This window comes from Pseudaminobacter soli (ex Li et al. 2025) (genome assembly GCF_029892515.1).
GTDB classification, from domain to species: Bacteria; Pseudomonadota; Alphaproteobacteria; order Rhizobiales; family Rhizobiaceae; genus Pseudaminobacter; species Pseudaminobacter soli_A.
The window spans coordinates 523,673-549,423 of the sequence record NZ_JARXVF010000003.1 but is presented as its reverse complement, the minus strand read 5'-3'; the positions used below and the strand labels follow the sequence as shown (position 1 = coordinate 549,423).

22 protein-coding genes and 3 tRNA genes are annotated in these 25,751 nt (G+C 62.5%); 13 read left to right on the top strand and 12 right to left on the bottom strand.

The window, feature by feature from the left end; translation table 11 throughout:
• The first annotated feature begins 18 nt into the window (after window positions 1-18).
• Both M2281_RS17055 and otsB read left to right on the top strand, forming a co-directional pair.
• Window positions 19-1,815, top strand: a complete 1,797-nt coding sequence (locus M2281_RS17055) for an alpha,alpha-trehalose-phosphate synthase (UDP-forming) (protein WP_280822363.1) — start codon at window positions 19-21, stop codon at window positions 1,813-1,815.
• A complete protein-coding gene (gene otsB, locus M2281_RS17050) occupies window positions 1,812-2,573 on the top strand; it encodes a trehalose-phosphatase (protein ID WP_280822362.1) in 762 nt (253 codons plus the stop codon). The genes M2281_RS17055 and otsB overlap by 4 nt, the downstream gene beginning before the upstream one ends.
• Window positions 2,574-2,579: 6 nt before the next feature.
• Here otsB and M2281_RS17045 read toward each other — a convergent pair whose 3' ends face one another.
• Window positions 2,580-2,870, bottom strand: a complete 291-nt coding sequence (locus tag M2281_RS17045; protein WP_280822361.1) for a DUF3175 domain-containing protein — start codon at window positions 2,868-2,870, stop codon at window positions 2,580-2,582.
• 1,030 nt (window positions 2,871-3,900) lie between these two features.
• Between M2281_RS17045 and M2281_RS17040 the strand changes: the two genes are divergently transcribed.
• Together M2281_RS17040 and pssA are read left to right on the top strand one after the other, a co-directional pair.
• Window positions 3,901-4,830 carry a sulfatase-like hydrolase/transferase gene (locus M2281_RS17040; RefSeq protein WP_342394262.1) on the top strand — a complete coding sequence of 310 codons (930 nt, stop codon included), beginning with the start codon at window positions 3,901-3,903 and terminating at the stop codon, window positions 4,828-4,830.
• A 71-nt stretch (window positions 4,831-4,901) separates the two neighbouring features.
• On the top strand, window positions 4,902-5,654 hold the full coding sequence (gene pssA, locus M2281_RS17035; RefSeq protein WP_280822360.1) for a CDP-diacylglycerol--serine O-phosphatidyltransferase: 753 nt from the start codon (window positions 4,902-4,904) through the stop codon (window positions 5,652-5,654).
• A 74-nt stretch (window positions 5,655-5,728) separates the two neighbouring features.
• On the opposite strand, the gene M2281_RS17030 is transcribed toward pssA, so the two are convergent.
• Window positions 5,729-6,430, bottom strand: a complete 702-nt coding sequence (locus M2281_RS17030; protein ID WP_280822359.1) for a TetR/AcrR family transcriptional regulator — start codon at window positions 6,428-6,430, stop codon at window positions 5,729-5,731.
• Window positions 6,431-6,545: 115 nt separating this feature from the next.
• On the opposite strand from M2281_RS17030, the gene M2281_RS17025 reads away from it, so the two are divergent.
• On the top strand, window positions 6,546-7,712 hold the full coding sequence (locus M2281_RS17025) for an HlyD family secretion protein (protein WP_280822358.1): 1,167 nt from the start codon (window positions 6,546-6,548) through the stop codon (window positions 7,710-7,712).
• 22 nt (window positions 7,713-7,734) lie between these two features.
• Window positions 7,735-9,324: a DHA2 family efflux MFS transporter permease subunit gene (locus M2281_RS17020; protein WP_280822357.1), complete on the top strand. Its 1,590-nt coding sequence runs from the start codon at window positions 7,735-7,737 to the stop codon at window positions 9,322-9,324.
• 51 nt (window positions 9,325-9,375) lie between these two features.
• Here the strand turns inward: M2281_RS17020 and M2281_RS17015 are convergent, their stop codons facing one another.
• The 7 genes from M2281_RS17015 to M2281_RS16985 form a co-directional block, all read right to left on the bottom strand.
• The gene (locus M2281_RS17015) at window positions 9,376-10,830 is read right to left on the bottom strand and encodes an APC family permease (protein WP_280822356.1); all 1,455 of its coding nucleotides are present in this window, start codon (window positions 10,828-10,830) and stop codon (window positions 9,376-9,378) included.
• A gap of 82 nt (window positions 10,831-10,912) precedes the next feature.
• The gene (locus tag M2281_RS17010; protein ID WP_280822355.1) at window positions 10,913-11,431 is read right to left on the bottom strand and encodes a flavin reductase family protein; all 519 of its coding nucleotides are present in this window, start codon (window positions 11,429-11,431) and stop codon (window positions 10,913-10,915) included.
• 3 nt (window positions 11,432-11,434) lie between these two features.
• Complete coding sequence (locus M2281_RS17005) at window positions 11,435-12,775, bottom strand: glutamine synthetase family protein (RefSeq protein ID WP_280822354.1); 1,341 nt, start codon at window positions 12,773-12,775, stop codon at window positions 11,435-11,437.
• Window positions 12,765-13,454 carry a TetR/AcrR family transcriptional regulator gene (locus tag M2281_RS17000; protein WP_280822353.1) on the bottom strand — a complete coding sequence of 230 codons (690 nt, stop codon included), beginning with the start codon at window positions 13,452-13,454 and terminating at the stop codon, window positions 12,765-12,767. Before M2281_RS17000 ends, M2281_RS17005 begins: the two co-directional genes overlap by 11 nt.
• Window positions 13,451-14,743: an alpha/beta fold hydrolase gene (locus tag M2281_RS16995; RefSeq protein WP_280822352.1), complete on the bottom strand. Its 1,293-nt coding sequence runs from the start codon at window positions 14,741-14,743 to the stop codon at window positions 13,451-13,453. The genes M2281_RS17000 and M2281_RS16995 overlap by 4 nt, the downstream gene beginning before the upstream one ends.
• A 5-nt stretch (window positions 14,744-14,748) precedes the next feature.
• Window positions 14,749-16,062 carry an acyl-CoA dehydrogenase family protein gene (locus tag M2281_RS16990; protein WP_280822351.1) on the bottom strand — a complete coding sequence of 438 codons (1,314 nt, stop codon included), beginning with the start codon at window positions 16,060-16,062 and terminating at the stop codon, window positions 14,749-14,751.
• 19 nt (window positions 16,063-16,081) lie between these two features.
• Window positions 16,082-17,134, bottom strand: coding sequence for a peptidase M29 (locus M2281_RS16985; RefSeq protein WP_280822350.1), 1,053 nt, complete (start codon window positions 17,132-17,134; stop codon window positions 16,082-16,084).
• Between the two features lie 280 nt (window positions 17,135-17,414).
• On the opposite strand from M2281_RS16985, the gene M2281_RS16980 reads away from it, so the two are divergent.
• Window positions 17,415-18,101 (top strand): FCD domain-containing protein, encoded by a 687-nt coding sequence (locus M2281_RS16980; protein ID WP_280822349.1) that lies wholly within the window; start codon window positions 17,415-17,417, stop codon window positions 18,099-18,101.
• A gap of 229 nt (window positions 18,102-18,330) precedes the next feature.
• On the opposite strand, the gene M2281_RS16975 is transcribed toward M2281_RS16980, so the two are convergent.
• A tRNA-Val gene (locus M2281_RS16975) sits at window positions 18,331-18,406 on the bottom strand.
• A gap of 214 nt (window positions 18,407-18,620) precedes the next feature.
• On the opposite strand from M2281_RS16975, the gene M2281_RS16970 reads away from it, so the two are divergent.
• From M2281_RS16970 to M2281_RS16945, 6 genes are all read left to right on the top strand, one after another.
• Window positions 18,621-18,697, top strand: a tRNA-Asp gene (locus M2281_RS16970).
• 422 nt (window positions 18,698-19,119) lie between these two features.
• A tRNA-Asp gene (locus tag M2281_RS16965) sits at window positions 19,120-19,196 on the top strand.
• 347 nt (window positions 19,197-19,543) lie between these two features.
• Entirely contained in the window at window positions 19,544-20,977 is a 1,434-nt protein-coding gene (locus tag M2281_RS16960; protein WP_280822348.1) for a cytochrome ubiquinol oxidase subunit I, read from the top strand.
• Window positions 20,978-20,981: 4 nt separating this feature from the next.
• On the top strand, window positions 20,982-21,989 hold the full coding sequence (gene cydB, locus M2281_RS16955; protein ID WP_280822347.1) for a cytochrome d ubiquinol oxidase subunit II: 1,008 nt from the start codon (window positions 20,982-20,984) through the stop codon (window positions 21,987-21,989).
• On the top strand, window positions 21,989-22,129 hold the full coding sequence (locus M2281_RS16950; RefSeq protein WP_280822346.1) for a DUF2474 domain-containing protein: 141 nt from the start codon (window positions 21,989-21,991) through the stop codon (window positions 22,127-22,129). The genes cydB and M2281_RS16950 overlap by 1 nt, the downstream gene beginning before the upstream one ends.
• A 209-nt stretch (window positions 22,130-22,338) precedes the next feature.
• Window positions 22,339-22,605, top strand: coding sequence for a glycine zipper domain-containing protein (locus M2281_RS16945; protein WP_280822345.1), 267 nt, complete (start codon window positions 22,339-22,341; stop codon window positions 22,603-22,605).
• A 108-nt stretch (window positions 22,606-22,713) separates the two neighbouring features.
• Here M2281_RS16945 and hupB read toward each other — a convergent pair whose 3' ends face one another.
• Together hupB and lon are read right to left on the bottom strand one after the other, a co-directional pair.
• Window positions 22,714-22,986 carry a DNA-binding protein HupB gene (gene hupB / locus M2281_RS16940; protein WP_280822344.1) on the bottom strand — a complete coding sequence of 91 codons (273 nt, stop codon included), beginning with the start codon at window positions 22,984-22,986 and terminating at the stop codon, window positions 22,714-22,716.
• Window positions 22,987-23,174: 188 nt separating this feature from the next.
• Entirely contained in the window at window positions 23,175-25,589 is a 2,415-nt protein-coding gene (gene lon / locus M2281_RS16935) for an endopeptidase La (RefSeq protein ID WP_280822343.1), read from the bottom strand.
• Window positions 25,590-25,751 lie beyond the last annotated feature (162 nt).

Here is a 25,751-nt window from a genome sequence, read left to right as displayed (position 1 = left end):
CCCAGGAGGACGAAGGAGATGAACGCCCAATCCAATCTGCTCAGCCTCGACATCAATGTGCTGGCGGTCCTGGCCGTCAGCCTTCTGATGTCTGTCTCGGCAGTCGTTCTGGCCGCGTTTCTATGGTGGCGGCTGCGCTCGACCCGGACAGCCCCCGTGGTCACCAACGACCCACCCAATCTCGACCAGGCCTGCAAGCTGCTGTACGAGTTCGAAAAGAACGGCAGGGCAGCCGACGACGTCCTCGTCAACTGGTCGCCCGAAACGCTGCGCCAGCTTCTGGCCAGCGAATTGCCTGACGCGCAGGTGATCGTCGTTTCCAACCGCGAGCCCTACATCCACAACCTCGTGGATGGAAAGGTGAAGCTCCTGGTTCCGGCCAGCGGCCTGGTTTCGGCACTGGAACCGGTCACCCGCACCTGCTCAGGAACCTGGATCGCCTATGGCGGCGGTTCGGCCGACCGTTTGACCGTCGACGACAATGACCGCATCCAGGTGCCGCCGGACCGGCCGAGCTACATGCTGCGCCGGGTCTGGCTGAAAGATGAGGAGCTGCAGGGCTATTACTACGGCTTTGCCAATGACGGGCTATGGCCGCTCTGCCACATAGCGTTCACGCGGCCGATCTTCCGCGCCTCCGATTTCGAGATGTACGAAGCGGTGAACCAGAAGTTCGCCGATATCGTGGTGGAGGAAGCGCGGAACGAGCGGCCGATCGTGCTGGTGCAGGACTACCATTTTGCGCTGCTGCCGCGGATGATCCGCCAGCGCCTGCCGGAGGCGACCATCATCACCTTCTGGCACATCCCCTGGCCGAACTCCGAGGTGTTCAGCATCTGCCCGTGGCGCGAGAAGATTTTGGACGGCCTGCTTGGCAGCTCGATCATCGGCTTCCACATCCAGTTCCACTGCAACAACTTTACCGAGAGCGTCGACCGTTTTCTCGAGAGCCGCATCGAGCGGGAAGACCCTTCGATCACCTATCGCGGCAGCACGACACTGGTTCACCCCTACCCGATCTCGATCGAATGGCCTCCGGTCGGCTTCAAGAACCAGCCCAATGCATCCGAATGCCGCCGGCAGATATTCGAAAAGTACGGTTTTGACGAGGACACGCGGTTGTGCGCCGGCGTCGAGCGACTGGATTACACCAAGGGCATTGTTGATCGCTTCATGGCGCTGGACCAGTTCTTCCAGAAGAATCCGGACTGGCTTGGGCGACTGGTGTTCCTACAGATCGCCGCCCCCAGCCGCGGGACCCTTGCCGCCTATCAGCAACTGCACCGCCAATGCCTCGACTACGTCGACGATTTCAACCGGCGCTATGGCAACGACCGGTACAAGCCCATCATCCTGCTCGACGAATATCACAACCAGGAAGACATCTGCCGGGTCTATCGCGCCGCCGACATCTGCGTGGTCAGCAGCCTGCACGACGGCATGAACCTCGTCGCCAAGGAATTCGTGGCGACGCGCGACGACGAGCAAGGCGTCCTGATCCTCAGCACCTTTGCCGGCGCATCGCGAGAACTTCTCGATGCACTGATCGTCAATCCCTATGATCCGAGCGCGGTGAGCGACGCTCTGCTGCGGGGCCTCAGCATGCCGGCAGAAGAGCAGCGGGATCGCATGCGCCGCATGCGCGAGGTGGTGCGCAGCAACAATGTCTACCGCTGGGCCGGCAGCATGCTCCTGGATGCCGCACGTCTGCGTAAGCGCAGCGAGGCCTATGAAGCCACCGAACCGGCCGCACGGGCTGAGACTGCAAGCAATGTCGTACCTCTCATGGGGAAGAAAAAGGGAGCGCTGCGGTGACCGGATCAGGCTCCCCGTCGCTGCGCCTTAAGCCCGGAAGACACGCTCTTTTCCTCGATATAGACGGCACGCTTCTGGAGCATGCAGACCACCCGGATTTGGTATCGGTCGACGCGGAATTGCTGGATCTTCTGGCGGCCCTTGACGTCCGTCTCGATGGGGCGCTGGCCTTCGTCAGCGGCCGCTCGATCGGCGCGATTGATCAGCTGTTTGCACCGCTCAGGCTGTGCGCTGCCGGCCTTTACGGCCTGGAGCATCGTCTACTCCAGAACGGCCCCGTGGTCGAAGCCAGGGAGCCCGCGGACATCGCGGCGCTGGCAACCGAGATGGAAGCGGAGTTCGGCTCGACAACCGGTGTCTATTTCGAGCGCAAGGGGCCGGTTCTGGCGATCCACACAAGGGCGGCGCCCGACGCGCTTTCGGCTGTGCAGAAGGCGGCGGAATTGGCCCTGCCGCGCCTGTCGGAGGAATATCGTGTCGTCGTCGGCGAAGCGGGGCTCGAGCTCATTCCCTTGCAGGCCATGAAAAGTGCTGCGATCCGCCGTTTCCTCGAGCTGGAGCCGTTCTCCGGCAGGCAGCCGATCTTTATCGGCGACGACACGTCCGACGAAAGCGGCTTCGAACTGGTCAACCGGCTGGAGGGCATCTCGATCAGGGTTCGGCCCAAGGCTGAGACGTCGGCGCGGCACATCCTCGCCGACGTGGCGGCCGTGAAATCCTGGCTCAGGGACGAAGTTCTCGGGAATCCAGGCCGCTGACGGCGGTCACATCGGCTCCTTGCCAAACACCTTTCGCAATTCGTCCTTGGCCGCTTCGAGCACCATTTTTCGCTCCGGCGACAGGTTCCGACCTGCCCGGTTGATGTAGAAATTCAACATCGACATGGCCGACTGGAACGGCCCCGCCTTGCGGTGGGTGCTGCTCTCGGCGGAACGCTTCAGCGATTGGGCGATCTCCCGCGGGTCATCCAGTTCGAAAACGCCTGGCTCGAGGTCGAGCGCATTGCTGTGCGCTGTCACCTCGGCAGACCAATATTTTTCCTTTTGCGCAGTCATGACACAACTCCGGTCCTCATCCGATCTCAACCGGATAACGCCCGACCGCAGCTGTGGTGCCTTTTCAGTTTTTTGAGGCGCGCTGGCCACAGAGGTCTCAAAACCGCCAATGCCATTTCCGCATCCATACGGAACTGATCTTCCCCTTTGGGTGCATGGCGATAGCCCCATTTGCTGTAGCCACGCCTACCTTTCGGTTCCTTTGGGAAATTTCTTAGCCGGCGATAGACTTTCAGCACAGCTCGATCGGGATTGCGATCGACTTCCGGCGCCGGCCCAGGGCTTCGGCGCACCGCCAGGGGGAGGCAGGCATGAAACGCATTTCGTTGTTGGCCGTGAAGCTCGCGCTTTTGCTTTTTGTCCTGATTGTCACGAACCAGGGTTTTGGAGCACGTCTCCAGCTGATTATCGAAGAGCAGCGAGTGGTGACGACGGTGGTCTTCAGCGCGATCTGGCTGTGCGCGCTCGCAGCTGTGTTCGCTGCAGCCTTCCATCCATCCTTTCCAGTACGCTTGGCGTGGGCCATACCGCTCAGCGTGGCTGGAACTGCGGCCTTCGGCTATTACCAGGTCCAGGGAGCCGAGTTCTTCATCTTCGACGTGCTGAATTTTTGGACCTCACGCCACGAAGCGGGGCGAGCTCTCGAGTTTTACTCAAACGCGATAGCCCCTTCCATAGCTGTCTTTTGCGTCAGCATCGCCGCAATCGTCATGCCGTCGGGCATTTCCTACCGTCCGAACCAACGCGTTCGGCTTGCTTCCGGCTTCTTGCCGCTGCTGCCCATCGTGTTGATTGCGCTGGTGGTTCTCTATCGGGAGGGCAAGGGTTCCTATGCCATGCCCAAGCAATTCTCGCCGCTTTCGCTGGCCACATTGGCTGCCTACAAACTTGAAGCCGGCTCATTCGAAAGCCGCAACGACGTTCATCTCAAGCCGGGCAAACCGCTGGTCCGGGCCTTGGTGATGATGGTCGACGAAAGCGTGCGGTCAGATTTCATCAGCCTCGAACCCGGCAATCCTCACACGCCCGAATGGGCGGCCGAGGCGCCAACTGCTCCCACATATCGAACGCCATACTGCGGTTCATGGCGCAGCGGCGCCATCTCGTCCGGAGCGTCATTACCAGCCCGACCGTCTGGCAATATGCGAAGGCTGCGGGCTTCCGCACCGTCTTCATCGACGCGCAGGCAGGATTCATCAAAGTCTACGGCAGGCTGCAAAACTACATGACGCCGGCGGAGACCGCCTGGATCGACAAGCTCTACAAGCTGGAGCCGAGCATCCCGACCTACCAACTCGACGACGAACTCATGCGGATCACGCTGGACGAGCTTGCCCGAGGCGATCGCGTGTTCATTTATGCCAACAAGAACGGCTCCCACTTTCCCTACGTAAATGATGCGCCCGGCAACAAGGAGCAGACGCCGGTCAATGACGGCATTGTTGCGAACGATGAGGCGACCCTGCAGTCCTATGCCGAGGCCGTGCAATGGTCGACGGACAGGACCATGGCGCAACTGACCCGGGAAGCACCCTGGGACGGCATGACGGTCATCTACACATCCGATCACGGACAGAATTTCAGTCCGGGCCACCTGACGCATTGCAGCTCGCTCACCAATGTCGATGCCCAGGAAGGCATCGTTCCGTTAATGGTGGCAACCGACGACGATGGCCTGAAAAGGCGGTTCACCGACGTGTCGCGGCGCTTTCCGGGCCATGGATCGCATTTCGCCATCGCACCCACCCTGCTGGAACTGATGGGATACGCCGCTCCGGATATCGCCCAGATCTATGACGGCTCGCTTCTGAGCAACCTCTCGATCAAGCCGCAATTCGCGTCGGACGACATATTCGGCCTCTTCAGTACCCAGCCCGCCTGGCATGACACCGACCCCTTCACCCAGCGGCGCGGCAGCGGTTTACCGGCGTCCGCTGCAGTCACCAAGGCCGGAGACTGAACGATACGTTGAGCAGCCGGGGCCTCGGCAGGTTGACCGGTTGGCACCCCACCCACGCAAGGGAGGACGAGATGAACAAAGTGGGCGACATTGGGCAGAGCGGAGCGGGCATCATCCGCTTCCTGCCCAATCTGATCACGGCCCTTGCGCTCTGTGCAGGCCTGATTTCCATCCGCTTTTCCGTCGACCAGCAGTTCGATCTCGCGCTCAGCGCCATTGTCATCTCTGCCCTGCTCGACGGACTTGACGGGCGCATCGCCCGGAAATTCTCAGTCAGCTCCCGCTTTGGTGCGGAATTCGACAGCCTTGCCGATTTCCTGAGCTTTGGCGTGGCCCCAGTCGTGCTGCTGTTCTTCTGGGCCGAGGACGACATGTCCGCGCTGCTCAGCATTTGCCTGACGGTCTTCGTCATCGCCTCGGCAACTCGCCTTGCGCGCTTCAATGTCGAGTCGGGCAATCCCGGTGCGCCGTGGCGAAAGGCCTATTTCACCGGACTTCCGACACCGAGCGCCGCCCTTGCCGTCCTGCTGCCTGTTTCCATCGCTGCCCCGTCGGAGGCTTCGATCCAATGGGTGACGGCGTACACTTTGCTCGTTGCCCTTTTGATGGTTTCGACGGTCCCTACCTTTTCGGGAAAGACGACCGGGCTCGCAGCCTCCCGGGCGGCACGAACCATGCTTCTGGCCATGGCAGGCGCCGCAATGATCGGCATATTCCTCTATCCGCGACAGGTGCTGATCGCATTCACAGTGGCCTACCTGGCCACCATCCCGCTCAGTTGGCTCAGCTTCTGCCATCAGCGCCGTTTGCATGGCGACGCCTAGACGGTCCCGGAGCGCATTTCCCCTATTTCGGGTCTGCCGCTGATCAAAGGACGTCAGCCGTAACCGCCGCGGCCTCAGCCGCCCCTGCCCCGCTCGCGTTCCTGCGCCGCCAGCTTCTCGGTGCCGTAGGCTTTCAAAAATACGTCCACCCCAGCCTTCACGATATATTCGATCTCGGCGGGCGTCGGGGTTTCGGTGCGGAAGGCGAACATGCACTGCCTGAAAAGCCCGGCCAGGCAAAGGTCGGTGAACTGGTAGGCGGCAAGGTGGATATCCGGGATTTCCAGGAGGCCACGCTCGATCACCGTGTTGAGGAAAGCCACGACGCGATCATGCCCGAATTTTGGGCCGCGCTCATAAAAGCGTCTGCCCAGCTCGGGAATTCTCTCCGACGCGCCGATCACGATGCGCTGCGCCAGAACAACCTGCGCCGACGTGATCTTGATCGACAGTCCAATGCCAAAATTTTCCAACGTGGCGCGCAAGTCGTCGGCTTGTCCAAGCGTCTCATAGAGATTCTTGAAGATGGCGCAGCGCTCCTGCTCGATCAGCGCCTCGAAGAGCTCTTCCTTGCTGGCGAAGTAGACATAGATCGTGCCTTTGGACACGCCCGCCTCGCGGGTGATGTCGTTCATGGAGGCGGCGTCGAAACCCATGTTCATGAAGACACGGCGTGCGCCTTCGATGATCTGCTGGCGTTTTGCGGGATCATGACCGGCGGCAGGACGGCTTCGCTTGTCGCGCTTGGCTGCCGATCCGGTCGCTAGCTCAGTCATTCCCAACCTCAAAATATTTCGAACCAATCGGTTCGATTGGCTCTTGATATGAGCCCACCGTCACGTTAAGTCAACGCCAAACCGAACGGTTCAGTTTAATCACAAGAGATACCCCATGTCTTCTTCGTCCGCGCCGACCGAAGCCGAAGTGCATCCGTTCCCGCATGCCAAGACGGCGCCGACGATAGAGGCCCCTCGCCCGGCCGACCCCGGCGTTGCGCCCGCCCCCGCAAAGCGCAAGCGCTCGCTGCGCTCGTTCCTGCTGCCGATCATCGCAGCTGCCCTGCTCGGCACCGGTGCCTGGTACGGCTATGACTACTGGGCCGACGGCCGTTTCATGATCTCCACCGACGACGCCTATGTCCAGGCCGACATGGCGTTCGTTTCGCCCAAGATTTCCGGCTACCTCGCCGAGGTGAAGGTCGCCGACAACCAGCATGTAAAGGCGGGGGACCCGCTCTTCGTCGTGGACGACGGCGACTACAGGATCGCGCTTAGCCAGGCTGAGGCACAGATCGCTACCTTGGCCAAGACGCTCGACCGCATCGACGCCCAGACCACGGCCGCACGGGCAGCACTCCTGCAGGCCGAGGCGCAGAAGGGCGCGGCCAAAGCCGCAGCCACGAACTCCGCCCGCACCGAGGAACGCATCGCCCTGCTGCTCAAGACCAATGTCTCGACGCAGGCCCAGCTGGACGATGCCCATAGCGCTGCCGTTCAGGCCAACGCGGCCGTTGCCGGCGCCGATGCGCAGATCGCGGCGGCGCAAGCCAATATTGGCGTGCTGGAGGCCCAGAAGGCGGAGACGGCCAGCACGCTGGCTTCGTTGAATCTTGCCAAGGACAAGGCTGCGCGCGACCTCTCCTTCACCGTCCTGCGCGCGCCCTATGACGGCGTGGTCGGCAACCGGTCCATCGAACAGGGCGACCTCGTCAACCCGGGCCAGAAGCTTGCCGTGGTCGTGCCGATGGACAAGCTTCACATCGTGGCCAACTTCAAGGAGACGCAGCTTGCCCGGCTGCTGCCCGGCCAGAAGGTAAAAGTTAAGGTCGACGCCATGGGCACGCAGGAGTTCGAGGGCACCGTTTCCTCGCTCGCGCCGGCCTCGGGCGCGGTGTTCTCGCTGCTGCCGCCGGAAAACGCCACCGGCAACTTCACGAAGGTGGTCCAGCGCGTGCCGGTGCGCATCGACGTGCCGGCCGATGTGCTCCAGAGCGGCAAGCTGCGCGCCGGCCTGAGCGTCATCGTGGACGTGGACAGCCGCACCGGCCCGGCACTCTAGAGCGGGCCGGGAGGTCGTTATCATGTCGAGCGCTGACGCGACCATTCCATCCGCCGGGGCGATGCCTTCGGACCACATTGAGGCGCGGCGCATCATCGCCTTCCTGGCGATGGTGTTCGGTATGTTCATGGCCATCCTCGACATCCAGATCGTCTCGGCCTCGCTGACCGAAATCCAGGCGGGCCTGAGCGCCAGCGCCGACGAAATTCCCTGGGTGCAGACCTCCTACCTGATCGCTGAGGTCATCATGATCCCGCTGTCGGGTTTCCTGTCGCGCATGCTGTCGACGCGGGTCCTGTTCACCGCCGCCGCGGCCGGCTTCACCGCCGCCAGCGCTTTGGCGGCCACCGCCACCAATATCGACCAGATGATCGTCTACCGGGCGATCCAGGGTTTTATCGGAGGCGGCATGATCCCCAGCGTCTTCGCCGCTGCCTTCACCATCTTTCCGCCCTCCCGCCGCGCGGTCGTGTCACCGATGATCGGCCTGGTGGCAACGCTCGCGCCCACCATCGGACCGACCGTCGGCGGCTACATCAGCCACGCCATGTCTTGGCACTGGCTGTTCCTGATCAATGTCGTGCCGGGCATTCTGGTCGCGACCGCAGCCTGGGCACTGATCGACTTCGACAAGCCGGATCATTCCCTGATGAAGAAGTTCGACTGGTGGGGACTGGCCGGCATGGCGGCCTTCCTCGGCTCGCTCGAATATGTGCTGGAGGAAGGCCCGACCAACGACTGGCTGCAGGACCAGACCGTATTCATCTTCACGATCGTGATGGTGGTCGGCGCCGTGACGTTCTTCTGGCGCGCTTTCACCGCGGAGGAGCCGATCGTCGACCTGAAAGCCTTCAGCAACGTCAACTTCGCTTTCGGCTCGCTGTTCTCCTTCGTCATCGGCATCGGCCTTTACGGCCTCACCTATCTCTATCCGATCTATCTCGGCCGCATCCGCGGCTACGATTCCATGATGATCGGCGAGGCGCTGTTCGTCTCGGGTCTTGCGATGTTCGCCACCGCACCCATCTCCGGCATCCTGTCGCGCAAGATGGACCCACGCCTCATGATGATGATCGGCTTCCTGGGTTTTGCCGCCGGCACCTGGCGGATGACGCACCTGACGGCCGACTGGGATTTCTGGGAGCTGTTCCTGCCGCAAATCCTGCGCGGCACGTCGATGATGCTCTGCATGGTGCCGATCAACAACATCGCACTGGGCACGCTGCCGCCGGAACGGTTGAAGAATGCGTCCGGCCTGTTCAACCTGACGCGCAATCTCGGCGGCGCGGTGGGGCTCGCCATCATCAACACCGTGCTGACCCACCGGAACGATTTTCACTATGCGCGCCTCGCCGAGCATGTGCAGTGGGGCAGCGCGGAGGCGAACGCCAAGCTCCGCAACATGACTCTGAATTTCGAGGCGCATGGCGGCCTCGATGCACCCAGGGCCGCGCTTTCCAAGCTTTCCGGCATGGTCCACCAGCAGGCAGCCCTGATGTCTTTCATGGACGTCTTCTATCTGCTGACCATGCTGTTTGCTTCCCTGGCGCTCTTCACCATGGTCATCCGCAAGCCGCCCGAAGCGGCGGCCGGTGGAGGCGGCGGGCACTAAAAAACCCGGCGCGGAAAATTCCACGCCGGGTTTTGGCAATAGTGCAGCAGATCAGATGTGGTTATGGCCCATGCGAGCGAAGCGCGCCGGGTTTGTCCTTTCCAGCCGCCGTGCCAGCAGATAGCCGACCACGGCCGCAGCCGGGATCAATGCGGGCAGGACGATGCCGAGCGCGCCGCCGGTGGTGCCGGTCAGATCGCCGAAGTGCAGGAAGATGTAAACAAACAGCGCCGCCATGATCACTCCTGAAACCAGGGGCAGGATCAGCGTCGGCAGCGGGGAACCCGCAATCCCGTTCCGGCGGAAGAAGACGATCACCGAAACCGAGGTGACGGTCATCATGCCGAGCACGCCCAGCGTGCCGACCTGGCTGATCCAGGTGAACATGTTCAGCACCGGATCGAGGCCGAGCCCAGCGAAGAAGGCGAGAACGATGAGCGCGCCGATGGTCTGGACCACGGAGCCGATATGCGGGCTTTGGTGCGCGTCATGCGTGCGGCCGAAGGCGGCGGGCAGCAGCCCTTCGCGGCCGGCAACATAGCTGTAGCGCGCGATGTAATTGTGAAAGGCCGAAAGAGCCGCGAACAGGCTGGACACCAGAAGGATGCCCGCGATCGCCGGCACCGGGCCGCCGACATACTCGCCGGCGAGGTCGAAGAAGAAGTTCGACGGGTCGGGCAAGCCCTGAATCGTCGGCACCAGCTTGTCGGCGCCCACGCCCACGATCATCAGCCAGGTGGTGAAGACGAAGAAGATGCCGATCATCAGCACCGAGAGATAGGTGGCGCGCGGAATGGTCTTTTCCGGCTCACGCGCCTCTTCGGCATAGATGGTCGTCGCCTCGAAGCCGATGAAGCAGCCCAGGCAGAAGAGAATTGCCGCCGTCAGCGAGCCCGAGAAGATGGCGTTCGTGTCGAAGAGATTGAACGACAGGCCGCTGGCCCCGCCCTTGCCGAGAATGGCGAAGTCGACGATCAGCACGACCACATATTCCAGCGCCACCACGAAGACGAGCACCTTGGCCGATAGGTCCACCTGCCGGTAGCCGAGGAAGCCGACCAGGGCGATGGCCATCAAGCTCCATGCCCACCAGGGCAGCGTCAGGCCAAAATCAGCAAAGACGCCGGACGCAATGCCGCCGAAAAGGCCGATCAGGCCGAACTGCATGGCGTTGTAGGCGACCAGCGCCACCACGGCCACCGCGCCGGCCGTGCGGCCGCCCAGGCCGCGCGCGGCATAGGCGTAGAACGCGCCCGCATTGGTGACGTGCCGCGACATCGCCACGTAGCCGACCGCAAAGGCCAGCATGACGAGGGTCACGAAAATGAAGGTGGCCGGAATACCCGCCCCATTACCCAGCATGAAGGCCAGCGGCATCGCGCCCGCCACGCCCGTCAGTGGCGCTGCGGCCGAGATCACCATGAATGTCACGGCGATCAGGCCGAGCGAATTCTTGCGGAGCTGGTTTGTACCTACCCCCGCTCCTACTCCCGCTATATCTGTCATAGTTTTCGTTCCTCTCTCTTTGAATATTTGGCGCCGGTCTTGCCGCCGACTGCCGGTGATCAGGCTTTGTGATCCGGTCTCCTCAGTTGCCAGCGGGCAGTTGGACCGCCCGGCGATAGGCGCGCTGGCCGTAAAGCAGCGCCGCAGGACTTTCGGAAAGCCGGACCGACGTGACACATCCGACGATGATGTGATGGGTCTCCCACAAAAGCGACGTGGCCACGCGGCACTCGAACACCGCCGTCGCCCCGTCGATCATCGGCTGGCCCAGCGGGCTGGGCACCCATGCCGCCTGGTCGAAACGGGCTCCGTGCTCGCCAGCCCCGATACGGCCGGCAAAAAGGTCCGATACGTCTTGCTGATCCTCCTGCAGAAGGTTGGCGCAGAACGCCCGGTTCTTCAGGATGGCCGGTGCTGCCGGGCTGAGATGGTGGATGCAGGCCAGAAGCGAGGGCTGGTCACCATCGGCCGAAACCGAGGTGAGCGAGCTGATCGTCACCCCGTAGCGGCCGCCCTCGCCATCGGTCGTGGCGACCGCAACGAAGGTGGCGGCGCGGCTCATGCCCTCCACAAAGAGTGCACGCAGGTCTGCGTCCATCATGGTTCACCCCAGATCGAAGAAGCGTTCCAGTTCCACGTCGGGAACCTTGCGGCGAAATTCGTTGTGCTGGCTTTCGCGGGTCGAGGTGAAGGCCTCGACGAAGCGCGGTCCGAACCAGTCTTTGGCGAACTCCGACTGACGCAGCCGGTCGATCGCTTCGGGCATGGAGCGTGCGAAATCCCGCGGCGCTTCTTGCGTGTATCCGTTGCCGATGGTCTCCGGCTCGGGCTCGATCTGCTCGAGAATGCCGGCAATGCCTGCCGCCACCGTGGCGGCGACCGTCAGATACGGGTTAGTGTCGGCGCCCGGCAGCCGGTTCTCGACGCGCAGCGAGCCGGCGTCATGGCCCACGATGCGGAAGCAGGTCGTGCGGTTCTCGAAACCCCAGGTCAGGCCGGGAGGCGCAAAAGTGCCCGGCGCAAAGCGACGGTAGGAATTGACCGTCGGCTGAAAGAGAAGCGTCAGTTCGCCGACATAGGTCTGCAGGCCACCGATGAAGTGGCGGAAGGTCTGCGACACGCCATTCTTCTGCGACGGATCGTGGAAGACCGACCTGCCCTCGCGGTCCTTCAGCGAGACATGGACGTGGATCGACTGGCTGTCTGCCGCTTCGGTCCAGCGCGGCATGAAGGTGACGCACTTGCCCTGCCTCTGCGCCAGCGCGCGCAGGAAGTTTTTCAGGAGCACCAGCTGGTCGGCAGGCTCCAGTCCCTCCCCGGCCGCGATGCAGGCTTCGAGGAAGCCGCCGCCGATCTCCTCATGCATCTTGGCAAGGTCGATGCGCAGCGGCACGCACATTGCGGCGACCGCTTCGTACCATTCGGTCTGCTCGACCTGGTAGAGCACCAGGTCGTGGCTGTTGTGCTGGGTCGCGGTCTTGAGGTTGCGATAGCCCTTGGCGCGCGCGCTCTCCGGCGTCTCGTCAAACAGCGTGTATTCGAGTTCCATGCCGTAACGCGGGAGGTATCCAGCCTTGGCCACGCGGTCGAGCACGCGCTTGAGCATGGAGCGCGGGCAGAGTTCGGCCGTGCCGCCGGAATAGTTGGAAAGCACCAAGAGGTCGTGCCCGGGCTTCGACCAAGGCAGGCGACGAACGGTGGCAGGGTCGATGACCAGCGGGTCGTCATGGAAATCCGAGGTTCCGTCGGAGACGCCGGGGATCACCTGCACCACGTCGGTGGGGTCGAGCGCCAGCGTCACCGGCGACATGCCCATGCCGCTTTTCGCGATCCCCTTCAGGCTGCCGGCTGAAACCATCTGGCCGCGCAGCAGCCCGTTGGTGTCGGTCATCGCGACCGTGGCAAATCGGCTGGCCGGGTCGGCCAGGAAGTCTTCAATCGTCATGTTCCACCTGCTGAAGGGAATGGGCGTTTATGAGCGCCTCTAATGCGGCGAGGTCTTCCGCCGGCCGGGTCGAATAGGCCTTTAGGAAAACCCGCAAACCGTTGTTCAGATATCGCGCCACCTCCGCGCGGCTTGGGAGGTGGTCAGGCATGTAAAGGGCCTGGGTTCGCGGTGCCGAAAGGATCAGGCCCCAAAGGTCCTGCGCGGCAAGCTCCGCGTCCTCGAAGGCAAGCTGCACCGCGGCCCTGCGACCTTCCAAATAGTCCATGATCCCGCGCAGAAGGCGGTCGGGACCGGACTCCTGATAGGCGCGGCCGATCTCGGGGAAACGTTGCACCTCGCCGATGATCAGGCGCGCAAGCGACAAAAGATCGGGGCGCATCACCGTGTCGGCATAGTCCCAGGCAAAGCCGTGGAGGTCGGCCACGATGCCCTTGCCGGAAGGATGCAGGAAGAATTCCAGCATCTGGTCGCGCTCGCCCAGCATCATGCCCGAGAAGAGCGCGTCCTTGGAGGCGAAATACTGGTAGAGCGTCGGCTTCGACAGGCCCGCCTCGATGGCGACGGCATCCATCGTCGCGCCGGAATAGCCGGTCTCGGAAAAGACCTTCAGCGCAGCCTCCAGAATACGCCGCTCGCGGTCAATTCGGTTTTGCTGGCGGCGCGGAAGAGCGGTCATTTCGGAAGCTTTCCCAGGAAGTCGAGAAGGACGCGGCTATAGGCTTCGGGCTGCTCGACATTGCAGAGATGGCCCGCGTCCGCGATGGTCTCGTAGCGAATGTCGGCCATCGGCGCCTGGGCCAAAATGCGACCCGCGACGCCCCGGATTTCGGCCGGCGAGGCCAGCCGATCATGTTCGCCGGTCATCATCAGCACGGGCATGGTCAGGCGCGAAAAGTCGAACTTCTCCGGCGGGTTGGTGAAGCACACCAAAGCATCGCGATAGGTTTGTGCCGGGATCGCGGCCATCGAGTCAAAGAGCTGCGCCTTCACCTCGTCCGAGGCATTCGGCCCCGCCAGTACCTTCACCACCGCCGGCGCAAAATCTGCCGGTGTCTGGCCCGCATCGAGCGGCACCTGGCGGCTGACGCGGAAGGCTTCGCGCTCTTCTGGTCCCGCCTCGGACATGCCGGTGCAGCCGCCGGACAGCACCAGCCCCGCCAGCAGCTCGGGATGCCGCATGGCAAACGAGGTGGCGATCCAGGATCCGTAAGACAGGCCCACCAGAACCAGCCGGTCTGCGCCGAGCTCCTCGCGGATGCTTAATATGTCGGCGCAATAGTCATCGATTGTGGATTGCTGCAGCCCTAGGGTGCTGTCGCCATATCCTCGCAGGTCGAGCGCGGCGGCACGCATCACATTGCCGGCGGCAGCTACTTGCGGCAGCCAGTTCCAGCGCGCCCCGCCAATGCCGTGCAGGAACAAGCAGAGCGGGCCTTCCTTCGCCGGCGTCACTGAAAGAGCCAGCCTCGGCAGCTCGCCGAAGCTGAAATCCTCCGTCGCCACCGGCGTGGGCATTCTGTCCTCGAATGCCGCGATACCTCGTTGCGCACGCTCCGCAAGCGCCGCGATGCCCGCCTCGAAGATCGGTTTTGTACCCGCGCAGACTGCCGCCGCTCGCACCGCGTCCGGCGCCTCCACGGTGGCAATCCAATCAATGACGCTGCCACCGTCCTCGGCAGCGGAGACGGTCATTCGGGCGTCGTAGCTCTCGACGCCTGCAATCCCTTCTAGATGAGTGTAGCCAAGCGACCGGTCGCTGTCGCTGAACCAGGTGAGCTGCTCGCGGTAAAGCGTGTCTTCACCATGGGTGGTGAAGGCGCGGATCAACGCTCCACGCGCATCGCGCTCGGCGCGAATGGTGGCGATGCCCGGGTGCCAGTGCCCGCAAAAATCGCCGGCAATTGCCCAGACCGCCTCGGGAGAGGCCGGGCAATGACCGATGACCTGGATTTGGTCGCGCGGCATGGAGGTTACCGAACCGCGCGAGCGCCGCTGCCGGTGTCGCCCCGCCACAGCGAGTTGCGGGCGCCGCCCTCGTCGCCGGGCGCGTGGTCGAGCTCGTCCATCTCGTAGAGGGCGAGCACGCCGAGATAGTCCTCCATGATCTCCGAGGTGAAGGGCAGCATCAGCGCGCCGCAGCGGCTGTCGCGGTACATGCGCTCCAGCGGCAGCGAGCGCAGCATCGACTGGCCGCCGCAGGTGCGGATCGCCATCGAGGTCATCTCGGCCGCACCTTCCATGACATTGTACTGCGCGGCATACATGCGCAGCACCTCTGCCTTGGTGGGGAAACCCTTGGCCTCGCCGAACGCCTGCCACCAGAGCGCGCGCATGTTGGCGAGACGCGCATACATCTTGCCGACCGCGATGCGCTTGGTGGCGTACATGCGGCGGTCGATCGGCGGCTGGCCGGGGATCTTGCCCCTGAGGTAATCGACCATGAAGTCATAGGCGCCCTGCGCCACGCCCATATAGGTCGGCGAGAGTGTGATCATCATGTGCGGCCAGTTGGGCAGCGTCTTGTTGAAAATGCCGCGCGGCATCAGAAGGTCGTCGGCGCTGACGAAAACATCCTTCAGGATCAGGTCGCGGCTGTTGGTGCCGCGCATGCCGAGCGGATCCCACTCGCCCTTCACGCTGAGGCCCGGCGCGTCCTTGTGGACGACAAACAGCATCGTGTCCTCGTGGCGCGGCTCCTGGCCTTCGAACACCTCGGTACAGACGATGGTGTAGTAGTCGCAGTAGCCCGCCAGCGAAGCGAACTTCTTAAAACCGTTGATCTTCCAGCCGCCCTCGACCTTGCGGCACTGGGTCTGGTTGGGCTTGGAGGTCCAGTTCTGGCCTCCTTCGGATATCGGCTGCGAGAAGATCGCCTTCTTGGCGACGGCGCGGCGGAACTGGCGCTCGCGCAGCGGGGCAAAGGTGGCCTTCTCCTCCGGCGTCAGGTTCGGCATGTCGAACATGAAGCGCGACCAGGCCATGGATGAGTTGTGCATGTTGAAGGTCAGCGCGGTGGCGCCGCAATATTTGCCGATCTCGGCGCCGACCATGGCGTATTCGCCCATCGAAAAGCCCCAGCCGCCGAACTCCTCGGGGATGCAGAGGCCCAGGAAGCCCTCGTCCGCGAGGTCCTTGTAGTTGTCGACCGGGAAGGAGGCATCGTCGTCGACGGCCTTGGCGCGGCCGGCAAACCGCTCGCGACCCAGTTCGTTGACCCGGTTGAGGACGTTCTGGACCTCCGGGCGGATGCGGGACAGGTCGTAGTAATCGGCAATTTCGCTCATGCTTATTTCTCCGAAGGCGTCAGAGCGCCAGCTCCCCTTGCAGGACGCCGTTCTTGACGACGATCTTATTGTCCAGCGCGATGGTGCAGTTGCGCATCGGCAGGTCGAAATGGCCGAGCGTGTAGCGCCCGGCATATTGGTTAGCACCCGTGGACCACAGGAAGGAGCCCGCCAGCGCGCGGAACTCGACCGCCTGCATGTCGCGCTTGTCGTACATCGCGGCCGACACCCACCGAGCGCGGGGGTGCATGCCCCAGCCGACATGGCTCATGCCGTAGGTGTTGCGGTCGTCCCAGGCTTCCATGTATTCGCGGAAATGGATGGCATCGATGCCGTCGCCCTTGATGGCGGTGACGAAATCATTCTCGACAGTGAAGTCGATGCGGCTGGTGAGCGTGGACTTGAACGTCAGGTTCATGTCGCCGACATCCATGACGATGCGGCCGTTCACGCTGTTCTGCCCGGGGAAAGCGAGGCACAGCCCGCCCGGCCAGTGCGCCACCGCGCCGGGCTGGGTGCCAAAACCGGGCGTGCCGCCGCAGGGCGCGCCGCGCAGGTCGATGATGAGATCGGTGCCGGCAGCGGAGGTGACGCGCATTTCGCTCGCCTCGCGCAGCATCTGGACGCCGAGCGCAATCTTCGGGCCGAGTTCGGCCGTCGGTTCGGTGCGCTCGAGGATTTCCGGATGCTCGTTGCAAACCACCAGAAGGCGCGTATTGCCCGCCTCCTCGATCTCCGGCCATTCGGGCGCGTGGATCAGCCCCTCGACCGTGCAGTCGACGATGACTTCGACGCGCTTCAGCGCTTCGATCACGGCGCGGTTATGCTGGATAGCCCATGAGGTGCCGGTCGACTTCACCGGCACGGGCGCGGTCTGGCGCGGCGTCGGCATCTGGATCATGCAATATTCAGCGCCGAGATCGTGCAGCGCCAGGTCCGACAGATGCACCAGCACCGGCCGCGATTGCGTCTCCGACAGGATGGCGACCTTGGTGCCCTGGCCGATTCCGTTCAGCCTGAAGACGCGGCGGAAGCAATCAAGCCACCGCCCTTCGATGCGCTCTTGCAGCATCGCGACCCTCCTCCCTTGACACTTCCCCTGAGGCAAGTGATTTTCTTTACTTGGGAGTTAAGTTTCCTGCTTTCCGGGTCGTTGTCAATCAGGATTTTCGAATATTATCGTTCGTTCGATAATTCCGCTTCCAAGGGCGCGCCCGGCGACATCCTCGCGATAATGCTCATGCGGCCCTCCCGCCCCGCTGCTCCCGTCGCAGCGGGAATGATTTTCGAAAATTTTTGGATTTGCCGACAAGCCGGGCTATGGGATAATTCCAGGAGCAGAGGAAAGCCGCATGACTCTTGCCGAAAAAGCCTATGACTCTTTGCGTCACGACATCATCCGGGGCGAGCTCGCGCCGGGCCGCCCGCTGCGACTTGCCGATCTCAGCGAACGCTACGACATGGGTTTTTCGCCGCTCCGCGAAGCCTTGAACCGCCTGCAAGCGGAACGGATGGTCACCGCCGAGTCGCTGCGTGGCTTCCGCGTGGCGCCGCTTTCGCTGGACGAGCTGCACGATGCCACATCGCTGCGCATCCTGATCGAGACCGAGGCGCTGCGGGCTTCGATCCAGCTTGGCGATGATTCCTGGGAGGCGGGCATCGTCTCTGCCCTTTACGCCCTCAACCTCCAGGCCGGCCGCACCGGCCCCGAAGCGGACATCTGGGAACTCGAGGCGCGGCACCACGCCTTCCACCGCGCCTTGCTGGCCGCCTGCAACTCGCCCTGGACGCTGGAATTCGTCGAACGCCTCTATGTCGCGACCGAGCGCTATCGCATTCCGATTCTTTTGGCTGCCACGCTACCGGCCGGGCGCGACGTGCCGGCCGAACATAGTGCGCTGGCCCAGGCGACGCTTGCCCGCGATGCCGACAAGGCCGTCGAACTACTGCGCGAGCACTATCTCAGGACGGTCAACGATCTGGCCGATGCGATCCGGCTGAACGAGCCGGACATGCTTCCGGTCAAAGCAGCCAAGTGAGGGGCGAGCAATAATTGCGCCGAATCTAGCCGCCGCTCGTCCCGACGCAGTGGAACCAATCGTGGTGTGAATCGCCACGGCGCCCTCGCCTGCACCTTCATTTCAGGAACTGCCGCCGCGCCGATTGAGCGCTACGGAACCCATCCATTTCGGCGGCGGGATTTCGCGGTGGCAAAAAAATAAAGGCCGCCGAAGCGACCTTGCACGTGTATGAAATTCTTAGAAAAAATGGTGGGCGATGAGAGACTCGAACTCCCGACATCTTCGGTGTAAACGAAGCGCTCTACCAACTGAGCTAATCGCCCCCAGACGAGCGGGACGTTTAAGCGGTTCGCTTCCGAACCGCAAGGAAAATTCGTCGTCATGACGAGATGTTCCCCGATTGCCGCCGTCTCATAGCCGTCTCACAAAAAAACACTCGGCGAATGTTTTTTTGCTGCGATCGGCTGTTGACACTCCCACCCGAACACCGTAATTCCACGCCCATCGACGCGGGACGAACTGGCCCACGTCAGAAGCGCGGGTGTAGCTCAGTCGGTTAGAGTGCCGGCCTGTCACGCCGGAGGTCGCGGGTTCGAGCCCCGTCACTCGCGCCATTCTTTTCAAAGGCTTAAGGCCTGATCCTCTTAAAATCAGATCTTTCCGTCGAACGGCTTCGACCGCTCTAAGCCATCGATATTTGCCTCTCCGCTGGCACGCAAAACTTCTCTCCCAAGCCCAACTCAGTCCCTGCCCGCGCCCATCGGTTTAAGCCAGCGTCGTACCGCTGCAAGAGCGAATCTCATGCCTTGGAATCAGCGGCCCAGGGACGATCGGTGGGTCACAATATCCGGCGCCGCGCGCGTCGACTTTCTCCGTATCGGGGATCGAGATGCACATATTCGATGCTGATCGGGATCGCAGAAGGCTGAATTGCGTTTATTAGGGCTCAGGCTGTGGAAGCGCGTGTTGACACTCCCGCCCGAACACCGTAATTCCACGCCCATCGACGCGGGACGAACTGCCCCACGTCAGAAGCGCGGGTGTAGCTCAGTCGGTTAGAGTGCCGGCCTGTCACGCCGGAGGTCGCGGGTTCGAGCCCCGTCACTCGCGCCATTATTTTCAAAGGCCTAGTGCCGGATTCTCAAAAAAGATCAGATCCTTCCGTCGAGCAGCTTCGGCCGCTCTCGGCCGTTGATATTTGCCTCTCCGGCGGCACGCCCTCCCGAAGCCCACAGGCACAAGCCAGCGTCGTACCGCCGCACGGTCGGCTCTCCGGCCTTGGAATCAGCGGCTGAGCCCGATCTGTGGGTCAAAATGTCCAGCGCCGCGCGCGTCGACTTTCCCCGCATCGGGGATCAAGATGCACATATTTGATGCTGATCGGGATCGCCGAAGGCGGAATTGCGTTCGTTACCCGGCGGCAAGCCGCAATCTGCGGCTGTGCATTTAGGAGAGAATCGATGTTCGGCCTGACAGCGCTTGAACTGGCCCGCATTCAGTTTGGCTTCACCGTCTCCTTCCACATCATCTTCCCGGCGATCACCATCGGCATGGCGAGCTATCTCGTCGTGCTGGAAGGGCTTTGGCTGTGGAAGCGCGATACCGTCTATCGCGACCTCTACCATTTCTGGTCGAAGATTTTTGCGGTCAATTTCGCCATGGGTGTCGTCTCGGGCCTGGTCATGGCTTACCAGTTCGGCACCAACTGGAGTTATTTCTCCTCCTTCGCCGGCAGCATCACAGGCCCGCTGCTCGCTTATGAGGTGCTGACCGCCTTCTTCCTCGAGGCCGGCTTCCTTGGTGTGATGCTGTTCGGATGGAACAGGGTCGGGCCCGGCCTGCACTTCTTCTCCACGATCATGGTGGCGGCGGGCACGCTGATATCGGCCACCTGGATCCTGGCCTCCAACAGCTGGATGCAGACCCCGCAGGGATTCGACATCGTCAACGGGGTGGTGGTGCCGGTGAACTGGCTGGAGGTCGTGTTCAACCCCTCCTTCCCCTACCGCCTCGCCCATATGACCGTTGCGGCCTATCTGGCGACTGCGCTTTTCGTCGGCGCCGCCGGCGCCTGGCACGTCCTGCGCGGCAACGACAACGCCCGCGTGCGCACCATGCTTTCCATGGCCATGTGGATGCTGCTGTTTTCGGCGCCGGTGCAGATCTTCATCGGCGACCTGCATGGCCTCAACACGCTAAAATACCAGCCCGCCAAGATTGCCGCGGTGGAAGGCCACTGGGAGAACAAGCCGGGCGAACCAGTGCCGCTCACCCTGTTCGGCTGGCCTGACATGAAAAAGGAAGAGACGCTCTATGCGCTGCAGGTGCCGCGCCTGGGCAGCATCATCCTGACCCACACATGGGGCGGCCAGTTCCCCGGCCTCAAGGAATTCGCGCCTGAAGACCGGCCGAACTCGACCGTGGTGTTCTGGAGCTTCCGCGTCATGGTGGGCCTCGGCGTGTTGATGCTGCTGCTCGGCCTCTGGGCTCTGTGGTTGCGCTGGAAGGGCCACTTGTTCCAGTCCAGGTCATTCCTGCGCTTTGCCACGCTGATGGGGCCTACGGGCCTGATAGCTCTTCTCGCGGGCTGGTTCACGACCGAGATCGGGCGCCAGCCCTGGGTCGTCTATGGCGTGATGCGCACCAAGGATGCCGTCTCGAACCATTCGGCGCTCGCCATGAGCAGCACGCTCGCCGCGTTCATCGTGGTCTATTTCATCGTCTTCGGTGTGGGCACCCGTTACATGCTGAAGCTGGTCGCCAAAGGCCCGGAAGACCACGAGCACGAGCCGACCGAGGACGAACACGTCGCAGGCCGGCCGTCACGCCCGCTTTCGGCCGCTCCGGACCAGATGGAACTGTTCACGTCGACCAACCGCCACACGAAAGGCTGACACCATGGGCATCGATCTTCCCGTAGTCTGGGCCGTCATCATCGCCTTCGGTCTCATGATGTATGTCGTCATGGATGGCTTCGATCTCGGCATCGGTATCCTGTTCCCCTTCGTGCGCAACCGCGAGGATCGCGACGTGATGGTCAACACGGTGGCGCCCGTGTGGGACGGCAACGAAACCTGGCTGGTGCTGGGTGGGGCAGCGCTCATGGCCGCCTTCCCGCTCGCCTATTCGATCATCCTCAGTGCCCTCTACCTGCCTCTGGTGCTGATGCTGCTGGGCCTGATCTGGCGTGGCGTCGCCTTCGAATTCCGCTTCAAGGCCGACCCGCACCACCGGGCGTTCTGGGACCAGGCCTTTACCTGGGGCTCCTATATCGCCACCTTCTTCCAGGGCGTGTCGCTGGGAGCCTTCCTCAACGGCTTTGCGGTCGAGAACGGCGCCTATGCCGGCGGTGCGCTCGACTGGATCACGCCATTCAGCCTGTTCACCGGCCTCGGGCTGCTCGTCGCCTACTCGCTGCTCGGCAGCACCTGGCTGATCATCAAGACCGAAGGCGCGCTGCATGCGCGGATGGTGACGCTGGCCAAGCCGATCACGCTGCTGTTGCTGGTGGTCATCGGCATCGTCAGCCTGTGGACGCCCTTCGCACATCCGGCAATCGCCGAGCGCTGGTTCAGCTTCCCCAACATCATCCTGTTCTCGCCGGTGCCGGTGCTGGTGCTGGTCTGCGCCTGGCTGATCCTGCGCAGCCTACAGGGCGAGCCGCATGGAGGACCGTTCGTGCTGGCGCTGTTCCTGCTGTTCCTGGGCTATAGCGGTCTCGGCATCAGCCTGTGGCCGAACATCATCCCGCCGGACATCTCGATCCGCGCAGCAGCCGCTCCGCCGCAAAGCATGGGTTTTGCGCTGGTGGGCGCGCTGTTCATCATCCCCATCATCCTCGCCTACACCGCGTGGTCCTATTACGTCTTCCGCGGCAAGGTGAAGGTCGGTGAAGGCTACCACTGATGGCCGCGCAGTCTCCCCTGCCCAGCTGGCCGAAACGGGTCGGCTGGCTGATCCTGATCTGGGCGGCCAGCGTGGTGAGCCTGGGGCTGGTAGCGCTCGCCTTCCGCTTCGTGATGAACCTCGCCGGCCTCACGGTCTGAGGCGAGACGAGCAGCATCCCGGTCCTCAACTTTCGCCTCGGTGGCTTCGCCATACGTGATGGCGAAGCGCCTATCGGCTGAAAGCCTTGTTCTTTCGGCCAATTTCCCAAGCTTTAAACGTACACTTCCCAGTACCTGCCAGGCAAAAGGGGAACAAATCCCCTCCCAAACTGTTGATCGCAAATTGATCGCACAGAGGGAGCATAGTTATGCGTAATAGTTTGATTGCAGTTGCAGCAGTGGCAGCTTTGGCCGGCTGCACCCCGACGGAGCGCGGAGCTGTCATCGGTGGCGCAACGGGTGCTGCCATTGGAGGAGCCGTTTCGAACGACGTCGGCGGCGCCCTGGTAGGCGGAGCCATCGGTGCAACGGCCGGCGCTCTTATTGGCCGTGCAAGTGAGCGAGGCCGCTGCTATTTCCGTGACCGCTACGGCAACCGCTATGTCGCACATTGCCCGCGCGGCTATGGCTGGTGATCGTCAAACTTCGATCCGGCAGTCCGTTCACGCCGCAAAGACGAGACGACCAAAAAGAAAAGCCGGGCGCGTGGCCCGGCCTTTCGGTCAACGTCGGTCGTCGTCAACTTAGTTGACGGCGTCCTTGAGGCCCTTGCCGGCGGTGAACTTCGGCACCGTGCGGGCAGGAATCTGCACTTCCGCGCCGGTCTGCGGGTTACGACCGGTCGAAGCAGCCCGTTTGGACACGGAGAAATTTCCGAAGCCGACGAGACGAACGTCGCCGCCCGTCTTCAATTCGCCGGTGATGACGGAGAACACCGCTTCAACGGCGGACTGCGCGTCGGCCTTGGACAGCTTTGCAGCTTCGGCGACAGCAGACACCAATTCGTTCTTGTTCATAAAAATTTCCTTCCATGAGAAAACCGGGACAATAGACTCAACCGGCAGGGTTCGGACTTTAGAAAGAACCTGCGTTTCAACCAAGTCAGAAACGCGGAAATCCCTTGGTTTTCCGCGGTTTTTCAACGAAAAAGCCGGGCGCTTGGCCCGGCTTTCTACATTCTTGCCACAATTGGAGCTTGCGGCGCTCAGTGAGCGAGTGACTTGCCCGCCTCGTCCACCGCTTCCGCCTTGGAAGCCGGGGTTTCCACGGGTTCGACCCACTCGATCGGCTCGGGCATCCGCACCAGCGCATGACGCAGCACTTCGCCGACCCGGCTGACCGGAATGATCTCCATGCCACTCTTCACATTGTCCGGAATCTCCGCCAGATCCTTGGCGTTTTCTTCCGGGATCAGCACCTTCTTGATGCCGCCGCGAAGAGCTGCAAGCAGCTTCTCCTTAAGGCCACCGATCGGCAGAACCCTGCCGCGCAGCGTGATCTCGCCGGTCATCGCCACATCGGCCCGTACCGGAATGCCGGTCAGAACCGAGACGATTGCCGTTGCCATTGCCGTGCCGGCAGACGGTCCATCCTTGGGCGTCGCACCTTCCGGCACGTGCACGTGGATGTCGCGCTTGTCGAACAGCGGCGGCTCGATGCCGAAATCGATGGCCCGGCTGCGGACATAGGAGGCAGCCGCAGAGATCGACTCCTTCATCACGTCACGCAGGTTGCCGGTGACGGTCATCCTGCCCTTGCCGGGCATCATGACGCCTTCGATCGTCAGCAACTCGCCGCCGACCTCGGTCCAAGCCAGACCAGTGACGACACCGACCTGATCATCAGCCTCGACCTGGCCAAAGCGGAACCGCGGCACGCCGAGATAATCCGCCAGGTTTTCCGAAGTGATCTTGATCGACTTCTTCTTGGTCCGGATGATCTCGGTTACGGCCTTGCGCCCGAGCTTCATCAGCTCGCGCTCCAGGCTACGGACGCCGGCTTCCCGCGTGTAGGTCTGGATGACCGCGCGGATGGCGTCTTCGCTGACCGAGAACTCCTTCGGCTGCAGCGCGTGATCGCGAACCACCTTCGGCATCAGGTGACGCTTGGCGATCTCGACCTTCTCGTCTTCGGTGTAACCGGCGATACGGATGATCTCCATGCGGTCCATCAAGGGCGCAGGGATGTTCAGCGTATTGGCGGTCGTCACGAACATCACACTCGACAGGTCGTATTCGACCTCCAGGTAGTGGTCCATGAAGGACGCGTTCTGTTCCGGATCGAGCACCTCCAGCAGCGCCGACGAAGGATCACCGCGGAAGTCCTGGCCCATCTTGTCGATCTCGTCGAGCAGGAAGAGCGGGTTGGACTTCTTGGCCTTCTTCATCGACTGGATGACCTTGCCGGGCATCGAGCCGATATAGGTACGCCGGTGACCACGGATCTCGGCCTCGTCACGCACGCCGCCGAGCGCCATGCGCACGAACTCACGGCCGGTCGCCTTGGCGATCGACTTGCCGAGCGAGGTCTTGCCAACGCCGGGAGGGCCAACGAGGCACAGGATCGGCCCCTTCAGCTTCTTCTGCCGGCTCTGGACGGCCAGATACTCGACGATGCGGTCCTTGACCTTGTCGAGGCCGTAGTGGTCGTGGTCCAGCACCTCCTGGGCGAGCTTCAGGTCATGCTTGACCTTGGAGCTCTTGCCCCACGGGATCGACAGCAGCCAGTCGAGGTAGTTGCGGACAACCGTGGACTCGGCCGACATCGGCGACATCGTACGCAGCTTCTTCAGTTCGGCTTCCGCCTTTTCGCGGGCCTCCTTGGAAAGCTTCGTCTTCTTGACGCGTGCTTCGAGTTCGGCGGCCTCGTCGCGGCCATCCTCGCCCTCGCCGAGCTCCTTCTGGATCGCCTTCATCTGCTCGTTGAGGTAGTACTCGCGCTGCGTCTTCTCCATCTGCCGCTTGACGCGGCTGCGGATGCGCTTCTCCACCTGCAGAACGGAAATCTCTGCTTCCATGAAGCCCATGGCCTTTTCAAGCCGCTCACGCACCGAAAGGGTGCCAAGCATTTCCTGCTTCTCGGGGATCTTGATCGCCAGATGCGAGGCAACCGTATCGGCGAGCTTGGAATAGTCGTCGATCTGGCTCGCCGCGCCGACCACTTCGGGCGAAATCTTCTTGTTGAGCTTCACGTAGTTTTCGAAGTCGGCCACGACCGAGCGGGACAGCGCCTCGATCTCGATCTCCTCTTCCTCCGGCTCAGTGAGCACGGCGGCATTGGCCTCATGGAATTCCGCGCGATCGGTGAAGCTGGTGATCTGGGCGCGCGTTGCACCTTCGACCAAAACTTTCACCGTGCCATCCGGCAGCTTCAGAAGCTGCAAGACGTTCGCGAGCGTGCCGATCTCATAGATGGCATCCGGCTCGGGATCGTCGTCGGCAGCATTCTTCTGGGTCGCGAGCAGGATCTGCTTCTCAGCGCCCATAACCTCTTCCAGCGCCTTGATGGACTTCTCGCGCCCCACGAAGAGCGGCACGATCATGTGCGGAAACACAACGATGTCGCGCAGCGGGAGAACTGCGAACACTCCGTCGCCGGAAGACCTTGCTGTTTTGGCCATTTTCCAACCTTTCATTTCGCGGCCGCACATTGGCCTGCCACGAATCTCATATTAACGGCCGTGCACCGTTCCGCCTACCACCGTTTCACACCGGGGCTTCAGCACGGAATGCAGACACGGCCTTCAGTGCTGTTAGGTGGATGCACGGCTAACAAAGATCAA

What these genes read in the sequence shown, in the direction of transcription:
- pssA (WP_280822360.1), top strand. Translation starts at nt 4,902, where the DNA reads ATGAACAAAGTGGGCGACATTGGGCAGAGCGGAGCGGGCATCATCCGC.
- cydB (WP_280822347.1), top strand. Translation starts at nt 20,982, where the DNA reads ATGGGCATCGATCTTCCCGTAGTCTGGGCCGTCATCATCGCCTTCGGT.
- M2281_RS17025 (WP_280822358.1), top strand. Translation starts at nt 6,546, where the DNA reads ATGTCTTCTTCGTCCGCGCCGACCGAAGCCGAAGTGCATCCGTTCCCG.
- hupB (WP_280822344.1), bottom strand. Translation starts at nt 22,986, where the DNA reads ATGAACAAGAACGAATTGGTGTCTGCTGTCGCCGAAGCTGCAAAGCTG.
- M2281_RS17020 (WP_280822357.1), top strand. Translation starts at nt 7,735, where the DNA reads ATGTCGAGCGCTGACGCGACCATTCCATCCGCCGGGGCGATGCCTTCG.
- M2281_RS16985 (WP_280822350.1), bottom strand. Translation starts at nt 17,134, where the DNA reads ATGCTGCAAGAGCGCATCGAAGGGCGGTGGCTTGATTGCTTCCGCCGC.
- M2281_RS17030 (WP_280822359.1), bottom strand. Translation starts at nt 6,430, where the DNA reads ATGACTGAGCTAGCGACCGGATCGGCAGCCAAGCGCGACAAGCGAAGC.
- M2281_RS17055 (WP_280822363.1), top strand. Translation starts at nt 19, where the DNA reads ATGAACGCCCAATCCAATCTGCTCAGCCTCGACATCAATGTGCTGGCG.
- M2281_RS17040 (WP_342394262.1), top strand. Translation starts at nt 3,901, where the DNA reads ATGGGCGGCCGAGGCGCCAACTGCTCCCACATATCGAACGCCATACTG.
- M2281_RS16980 (WP_280822349.1), top strand. Translation starts at nt 17,415, where the DNA reads ATGACTCTTGCCGAAAAAGCCTATGACTCTTTGCGTCACGACATCATC.
- M2281_RS17005 (WP_280822354.1), bottom strand. Translation starts at nt 12,775, where the DNA reads ATGACGATTGAAGACTTCCTGGCCGACCCGGCCAGCCGATTTGCCACG.
- M2281_RS17015 (WP_280822356.1), bottom strand. Translation starts at nt 10,830, where the DNA reads ATGACAGATATAGCGGGAGTAGGAGCGGGGGTAGGTACAAACCAGCTC.
- M2281_RS16945 (WP_280822345.1), top strand. Translation starts at nt 22,339, where the DNA reads ATGCGTAATAGTTTGATTGCAGTTGCAGCAGTGGCAGCTTTGGCCGGC.
- M2281_RS16990 (WP_280822351.1), bottom strand. Translation starts at nt 16,062, where the DNA reads ATGAGCGAAATTGCCGATTACTACGACCTGTCCCGCATCCGCCCGGAG.
- lon (WP_280822343.1), bottom strand. Translation starts at nt 25,589, where the DNA reads ATGGCCAAAACAGCAAGGTCTTCCGGCGACGGAGTGTTCGCAGTTCTC.
- M2281_RS17000 (WP_280822353.1), bottom strand. Translation starts at nt 13,454, where the DNA reads ATGACCGCTCTTCCGCGCCGCCAGCAAAACCGAATTGACCGCGAGCGG.
- M2281_RS16995 (WP_280822352.1), bottom strand. Translation starts at nt 14,743, where the DNA reads ATGCCGCGCGACCAAATCCAGGTCATCGGTCATTGCCCGGCCTCTCCC.
- M2281_RS17045 (WP_280822361.1), bottom strand. Translation starts at nt 2,870, where the DNA reads ATGACTGCGCAAAAGGAAAAATATTGGTCTGCCGAGGTGACAGCGCAC.
- M2281_RS16960 (WP_280822348.1), top strand. Translation starts at nt 19,544, where the DNA reads ATGTTCGGCCTGACAGCGCTTGAACTGGCCCGCATTCAGTTTGGCTTC.
- M2281_RS17010 (WP_280822355.1), bottom strand. Translation starts at nt 11,431, where the DNA reads ATGATGGACGCAGACCTGCGTGCACTCTTTGTGGAGGGCATGAGCCGC.
- M2281_RS16950 (WP_280822346.1), top strand. Translation starts at nt 21,989, where the DNA reads ATGGCCGCGCAGTCTCCCCTGCCCAGCTGGCCGAAACGGGTCGGCTGG.